7 protein-coding genes are annotated in these 6,721 nt (G+C 62.4%); 6 read left to right on the top strand and 1 reads right to left on the bottom strand.

Translation table 11 applies throughout. The features are described from left to right. Window positions 1-560 precede the first annotated feature (560 nt). The 5 genes from B0W55_RS28235 (at window position 561) to B0W55_RS28210 (ending at window position 5,467) form a co-directional block, all read left to right on the top strand. Window positions 561-1,514, top strand: a complete 954-nt coding sequence (locus B0W55_RS28235; RefSeq protein WP_139340998.1) for a GlxA family transcriptional regulator — start codon at window positions 561-563, stop codon at window positions 1,512-1,514. Window positions 1,515-1,798: 284 nt separating this feature from the next. After that, complete coding sequence (locus B0W55_RS28225; protein WP_077049192.1) at window positions 1,799-2,479, top strand: alpha/beta fold hydrolase; 681 nt, start codon at window positions 1,799-1,801, stop codon at window positions 2,477-2,479. Window positions 2,480-2,507: 28 nt separating this feature from the next. Continuing rightward, window positions 2,508-3,263, top strand: a complete 756-nt coding sequence (locus B0W55_RS28220) for an SDR family oxidoreductase (protein WP_077049191.1) — start codon at window positions 2,508-2,510, stop codon at window positions 3,261-3,263. Between the two features lie 51 nt (window positions 3,264-3,314). Continuing rightward, entirely contained in the window at window positions 3,315-4,241 is a 927-nt protein-coding gene (locus B0W55_RS28215; RefSeq protein ID WP_077049190.1) for a LysR family transcriptional regulator, read from the top strand. A 113-nt stretch (window positions 4,242-4,354) separates the two neighbouring features. After that, complete coding sequence (locus B0W55_RS28210; protein WP_077049189.1) at window positions 4,355-5,467, top strand: Gfo/Idh/MocA family protein; 1,113 nt, start codon at window positions 4,355-4,357, stop codon at window positions 5,465-5,467. An 86-nt stretch (window positions 5,468-5,553) separates the two neighbouring features. Here B0W55_RS28210 and B0W55_RS28205 read toward each other — a convergent pair whose 3' ends face one another. Then, the gene (locus tag B0W55_RS28205) at window positions 5,554-5,802 is read right to left on the bottom strand and encodes a hypothetical protein (RefSeq protein WP_077049188.1); all 249 of its coding nucleotides are present in this window, start codon (window positions 5,800-5,802) and stop codon (window positions 5,554-5,556) included. Between the two features lie 221 nt (window positions 5,803-6,023). Here B0W55_RS28205 and B0W55_RS28200 point away from each other — a divergent pair, with 221 nt between their 5' ends. Next, window positions 6,024-6,587: a DUF4157 domain-containing protein gene (locus tag B0W55_RS28200; RefSeq protein WP_256576406.1), complete on the top strand. Its 564-nt coding sequence runs from the start codon at window positions 6,024-6,026 to the stop codon at window positions 6,585-6,587. Window positions 6,588-6,721: the final 134 nt, after the last annotated feature.

Raw genomic sequence — 6,721 nt, 5'->3', positions numbered from 1 at the left:
CGATGGTCGTCAACGATAACGCGGGCTGCCCGAATGACCGCGTCGCCCAGACATTCTTCGCGAGCAAGCCCGCTCCCACAGTTGACCGCATTCCCCTGTAGGAGCGAGCTCGCTCGCGATGGTCGTCAACGATAACGCGCGCGGCCTGAATGACCGCGTCGCCCCGACGTTCTTCGCGAGCAAGCCCGCTCCCACATTTGACCGCATTCCCCTGTAGGAGCGAGCTCGCTCGCGATGGTCGTCAACGATAACGCGCGCGGCCTGAATGACCGCGTCGCCCCGACGTTCTTCGCGAGCAAGCCCGCTCCCACAGTTGACCGCATTCCCCTGTAGGAGCGAGCTCGCTCGCGATGGACGTCAACGATAACGCGGGCGGCCTAAATGACCGTGTCGCCCCGACGTTCTTCGCGAGCAAGCCCGCTCCCACGATGATCTGCCTGATCGGATTGGAGGATCAGGGTGACTGACGGCGAGCGCCATTGGGTGCAGACTGCGTCACACTGGCTTGCAGCCACTCGCCCTCCGGCCAGCCGCCATCCAATCTTTAGGAGTGAACCGCCGTGCAGAAAGTCGCCCTGGTGATACGAGAAGACTTCCAGGTCATGAGCCTGGCGGCGCTGTCTGCCTTCGAGTTCGCCAATCGCGCAGCGGGGGAGCCGCTCTACGACATCCACGTGCTGTCCGAGCATGGCGGGCCGATTGCCAGTTCGCTGGTGGCCTCGGTGCACACCGAAGCGTTCAGCAACGCCGCGTTCGATACGGTGTTGGTGGCCGGGGCCATGGATCGTTCGGCGACGCCGCCTGGGGTGGTGGCGTTTCTGCGGGAGATCGAACCGCGTGTGCGGCGGATGGCGGCGCTGTGCGTCGGTGCCTTCGCCCTGGCCGAAGCCGGGTTGTTGAGCGGACGTCGGGCGACGGTGCATTGGCGACGGGCTGCGGAGTTACGCAGTGATTACCCGCAAGTCAAAGTCGAGGAAGACCGGATCTTTATCGTCGACGGCAAGATCTGGACATCGGCCGGCATGACCGCCGCGCTGGACCTGACCCTGGGCATGGTGGAAAAGGATTTTGGCGCGGCCCTGGCCCGCAGCGTGGCGCAGAGTCTGGTGCTCTATCATCGACGAGCCGGCGGCCAGTCGCAGCACTCGCAGATGGTCGCCCTCAACCCCACGTCCAACCGCGTGCAGCAAGCCCTCGACTACGCGCGACGCAATTTGCGCAAAGACTTGCGAACCGAGGATCTGGCCAATGCGGCGTGTTTAAGCCCTCGTCAGTTCAGCCGGGTGTTTCGTACCGAGACCGGCAGCTCTCCGGCCAAGGCCATTGAAAACCTGCGCCTGGAAAGCGCCCGGATGCTGGTGGAACAGGGCCGTCACTCGCTGGACACCATCGCCACGGAAACCGGCTTCGGTGATCGCGACCGCATGCGCCGGGCCTTTATGCGTGCCTTTGGCCAGTCGCCGCAGTCACTTCGCAGTGCGGCTCAGACGTTGGAGGAACCACTGCCGGGGTGATTGGCATCAAAGACACGCGTACCCCTGTGGCGAGGGAGCTTGCTCCCGCTGGGCTGCGAAGCGGCCCCCGCTTTTTGATTAAAAAGAATGGGACTGCTGCGCAGTCCAACGGGAGCAAGCTCCCTCGCCACAGGTGGTTTGCCGTACAGCAGAGTGTGCGCGCCTTCCATTTGACCCAAAACGCCGTTTTTATGGCCCATGCCCTTTTCCGCTCGCGCCTAGCATAGATCCTGAAGTCACCGAACGGGCGCCCTGCCCGTCCTACCTGACACAGGACACTGGCCATGAGCGCAATCAAACACGTCATTCTCGTACACGGCGCCTGGGCCGACAGCACGTCCTGGGACAAGGTCCGGGCACGCCTCGAGTCCGCTGGCATCAGCACCACCACGGTGAACCTGCCGCTGACCTCGCTGGCAGCAGACGCAGCGGCGGTCAGCGAAGTGATCGCCGCCAGCCCGGCCCCGGCGCTGTTGGTCGGCCACTCCTATGGCGGCGCGGTCATCAGCCAGGCCGGCGGTCACCCCAACGTCGCGGGCCTGGTCTACATCAATGCCTTTACCCCGGACATCGGCGAGTCGGCCCTGGGGCTGACCGACCTGGTCGAGCCATCGCTGATGAGCGCCGAAATCCGCGGGGATGACGCCGGCAACCTGAGCCTGACCTATCAGGGCGTCTACCAGGGCTTCGCCCAGGACGTCAGCGACGCCGAAAAGCATCAGTTGTTCACCCGCCAGCGCCCCACCGCCGCCGCCGCACTGAGCGCCCCGCTCACCCACGCCGCCTGGCAGAACAAGCCCAGCTGGTACCTGGTCGCCAGTCTCGACAACGCCATCCCACCTGCCCTGCAGGAACGGCTGGTGAAGAAAATCGGTGCCGTCAGCGACTTCGTCGATGCGGGCCATTGCTCAATGATTTCCCAACCGACCGCCGTCGCCGAACTGATTGTTCGCGCGGCCAGATAACCCCTTCCTTGCACCTGAGAGTACTTCCATGAAACTGACTGAAAACACCATCTTCATCACTGGCGGCGGTTCGGGCATTGGCCGCGCACTGGCCGAGGCACTGCACAAACTGGGCAACCAGGTGATCATTTCCGGACGTCGCCAGGCGCATCTGGCCGCCGTCGTCGCCGCCAACCCGGGCATGCACGCCGTGGAGCTGGATATCACCGACCCGGCCAGCATCGCCCGGGTGGCACGGCAACTGATCAACGATTTCCCACAGCTCAATGTGCTGATCAACAACGCCGGCATCATGCTGCCGGACACGGCGGCGGGCCAGGTGGACGACGCGCTGCTGGTGTCGACCATCAGCACCAACCTGATGGGCCCGATTCGCCTGACGTCTGCGCTGATCGAGCACCTCAAGCAAGCAGACAACGCCTACGTGGCCTACACCTCGTCGGTGCTGGGCTTCGTGCCGATGGCGCTGACCGCGGTGTATTCGGCGACCAAGGCGGCGCTGCACTCCTACGCGCTGTCGCAACGCTTCATGCTGCGCGACACCTCGGTCAAGGTGCTGGAAATCGCGCCGCCATGGGTGCGTACCGAACTGATGAACAGTTCCGAAGAAGAACTGGCCATGCCGCTGGACGAATTCATCGCCGAAACCATGGCGGTGCTGGCTACCGATGCCGAGGAAGTCCTGGTCGAGCGCGCCAAACCCTTGCGCGCCAATGCCGGGCCCAACGAACACACCTTGGTCAACGCGTTCAACACCCAGTTGGTGGACCTCTACGCCCAGTGAAACCTGCAGCGCCCACAGCCATGTGGGCCGCTCGCCCCGGAGCCTCCAAGCATGTCTCACCTCGACAACCTCAGCTCGCTGAAGATCTTCGCGCGCGCGGCCGAAACCCGCAGTTTCACCGAGGCCGGCAACCAGTTGGGCCTGTCTGCCTCGGCAATCGGCAAAGCCGTGGCGCGCCTGGAACAACGTTTGGGCGTGCGCCTGTTCCATCGCAGCACCCGCAGCATTCAGTTGACCGAAGAGGGCCTGCTGTTTCTCGACGGCTGCCGGCGCATCTTCGAGGAAATGGAGGCCATCGAAGCCAGCCTGGCGCAAACCCGCGCCACGCCCCACGGCCGCCTGCGGGTGAGCCTGCCGTTGACGGGCACGCTGATGACGCCAACCCTCACCGCGTTCATGCAGGCCTATCCAGACATCGAGTTGGACCTGCATTTTTCCGACAACCTGGTGGACATCATCAACGATGGGTTTGATGTGGTGGTGCGCACCGGCGAGGCGTCCGACTCTCGGCTCATTGCCCGCAGCCTGGGCCACTATCACCTGAAACTGGTCGCGTCACCGGCCTACCTCAAACGCGCCGGCACGCCGGTCAAACCGGCAGATCTGGTCAACCACAGTTGCCTGCACCACCGTTTCCCCACCAACGGCAAGCTCGAGCGATGGCCACTGCTGGCGCCGGTGGACGGCGAAGATGTGGTGGTGCCGGTGGCGTCCACCTCCACCACCGTCGAGCCGCTGATTGCCCTGGCCGAAGCGGGCCTGGGGATTACCTGCGTACCGGACATTGCCTGTCGCCAGCAAATCGCCGACGGCACGCTGGTGCAGGTGCTGGGCGAGTACACCGAGCACACCGGCACCTTTCGTGCCGTGTGGCCCTCCAGCCCCTATCGCTCACCCAAGTTGCGGGCGTTTGTCGACTTCATGGCGACCCACCTGCTGAAGACGCCATCGGCCGCACCACTGCGTTTGAGTGCCTGATCCAGGCAATTCACCCCGTTTCTGTCCGCAGAGTCACGAGCGTCGCACCCTTTTTCAGTCGGGCGCGGCTGGTCACACTCGCCGTCAGCCAATTACTTTTTCTGAGGTCTGCTATGAACACTTCACTCCCTGCTGCCAAGAAGATCCGCGTCGGTCTGGTCGGTATCGGAAACTGGGCCAGGCACGGCCACGTCCGGGTGCTGCAGCTGCTGCCGGAATATGAAATCAGCGCCCTCTATTCGCAACGCCAGCAAGCCGCTGCCGAGGCGGCCGAGACGTTTGGCATTCGCCATGTGGTCGGTTCGCTGCAAGAATTGGTCAACCATCCAGAGGTGGACTTGGTGGTGGTACTGACCACGGCGCCGCAACATGAACAGGCCGTACGAGCGGCCATCGCGGCGAACAAAGATGTGTACTGTGAATGGCCGCTGACGCCCGATACCCGGACCTCGCAGGAACTGCTCAGGCTAGCCGAAGAGGCCGGCGTGCGCACCGTCGTCGGCTTGCAACGGCGCCTCGCACCGCACAATCGCTATTTGCGCGACCTGCTGCAGGGCGGCTACGTCGGCAAACTGCGTTCGGTACGCATGCACGTCAGCATGAATTACTTCCAGGCCCTGCGCCCCAACGCCTTGCGCTGGACCGCCCCGGCGGAAAACTTCTCCAGCGTGATCGCCATCTACGCCGGGCACTTCCTCGACATGCTGTTGACCGCCACCGGTTGGCCCCATCGGGTCAGCGGCCTGCTGGTCAACCAGTTCCCCGTGGTGACCATTCGCGAAACCGGCGAACAGATCGAAACCACCGCTCCAGACCAATTGGTGCTCAGCGGCATGATTGGCGACGACGCGGTGTTGTCGGTGCACATCGAAGGTGGCAAACGCAATGGCTCGGGGGTGCAGATCGACATCACCGGTGACGCCGGCGACCTGAGAATCACCAATCGCTCAGCGTTTGGCGACCTGGGTGACGACTACGTGATCGAAGGCGCCCATGGCGATAACCTGCCCCTGCAAGTACTTGAGCTGCCCATCGGCTACGACACCCTCACATCCGCCGAACTGCCCTCTGCCGTGCTGGAACTTGCCTACCTGTACCAAGCCTACGCCCACGACCTCAACCAACACACTCACACCGCCGGCACCTTTGCCGACGCCATTCGGATGCACCAACTGCTCGACGCGGCGTTGTTGTCCCACAAGACCGGACAAACGGCCATCCTGTAACCGATGATGCGGGCTGTGTGGGCGCAAGATGGCGGATCTTTTGTTGCGTGAAGAAGCTAGGGCGTAAAGCCCTAGCCGTGCACATGTCACTTTTTCTTCGTTGCTGACTTTTCTGCCTTGTCTGATTTCTTGGCCTTTTCTGGCTTACTGTCGGCTTTTTTTGCGGATTTCTTAGGTTCGGCATCTTTCTTCTTGTCTTTCTTGTCGGAAGATTTCGAAAAAGCCGATGCCACCGCCGTTTTTTTTGCCGGTGCCGCCTTTTTGTCCTTCAAATCCTTGCTGGCTTTTGAAGAATCACCTTTGCTTTTCTTATCGTCTTTAGCCACGTTGACCACCTCTGGAAAGATGCCGGTATTGGCAGATTGCCTGTGGGATTATCCACCTGCTGATCATTAGGCGAGCGCGTCGAAAAGCGGTTCCAATTATTTTCGAGGCGTCGAGATGAGATCTGGCGTTGGCTGCGAATCCGGCAATGACGATCAACCGGGACCGGATGCCCGGGTGCCTTGAGGAGAACGTTTTGATGGTCTGTTTACGTCGCGTTTTTCGGGCAGCGATGGTGCTGTTTTGTTTTGGCACATCGTTGCCCTCGCTTGCCTGTCCGGCCGGGCAATATGAGGTGTGCGTAGTCACCTGCTTTTGCGCGCCCGGTACCGAAGGGGATGTGGGGACGATTTTCAAGGACATGAATCAGATGGCCGCAACCGGGCTGGAGAACTGGATTGTGCAATCGCGGGAGATGGCGGCCGCGGGTGATATTCAGCCGATTCCGCTGAACATCCGCGCCCAGGTTGAGCCCTACTATGACCTTCAGGTGCTGGATTCGGCGCGCTACAAGGTCGGCGACGACGGCGAGCTGAACGCCGCCCACGCCATGCTGCAGAACCCTGATATCAATGCCGTGACCCTGGTCGACATCATCGTCTTCCGGCGTCCGGAGGATGCCCAGAACAATGTCACGCTGTGGGCTCATGAACTCAAGCATGTGCAGCAGTACATGCAATGGGGCGTGCGCGAATTCGCCACGCGCTACACCCGCGACTATTCCACCGTCGAAGCGCCCGCCTATGAGATTCAAACCCGGGTGGGGCAGGCGCTCAGGGCCAAAGCGAACCCGTAGAGCCACGCCCCCTCCCCTGCAGGAGCGCCCCACAGTGTGGGAGCAAGCCTGCTCGCAATTGCGGTGGGTCAGTCGACAGCCAGGTGCCGATGCTGACGCCTTCGCGAGCAAGCCCGCTCCCACACTTATCGAGG

This window comes from Pseudomonas sp. KK4, assembly GCF_001984065.1.
Classification (GTDB): Bacteria; Pseudomonadota; Gammaproteobacteria; order Pseudomonadales; family Pseudomonadaceae; genus Aquipseudomonas.
This window is presented reverse-complemented; position numbering and strand designations above follow the sequence as displayed.

Bases quoted from the DNA above. Each gene is read 5' to 3' on its own strand.
- B0W55_RS28210 (WP_077049189.1), top strand. From the start codon at position 4,355: ATGAACACTTCACTCCCTGCTGCCAAGAAGATCCGCGTCGGTCTGGTC.
- B0W55_RS28220 (WP_077049191.1), top strand. From the start codon at position 2,508: ATGAAACTGACTGAAAACACCATCTTCATCACTGGCGGCGGTTCGGGC.
- B0W55_RS28225 (WP_077049192.1), top strand. From the start codon at position 1,799: ATGAGCGCAATCAAACACGTCATTCTCGTACACGGCGCCTGGGCCGAC.
- B0W55_RS28200 (WP_256576406.1), top strand. From the start codon at position 6,024: ATGGTGCTGTTTTGTTTTGGCACATCGTTGCCCTCGCTTGCCTGTCCG.
- B0W55_RS28215 (WP_077049190.1), top strand. From the start codon at position 3,315: ATGTCTCACCTCGACAACCTCAGCTCGCTGAAGATCTTCGCGCGCGCG.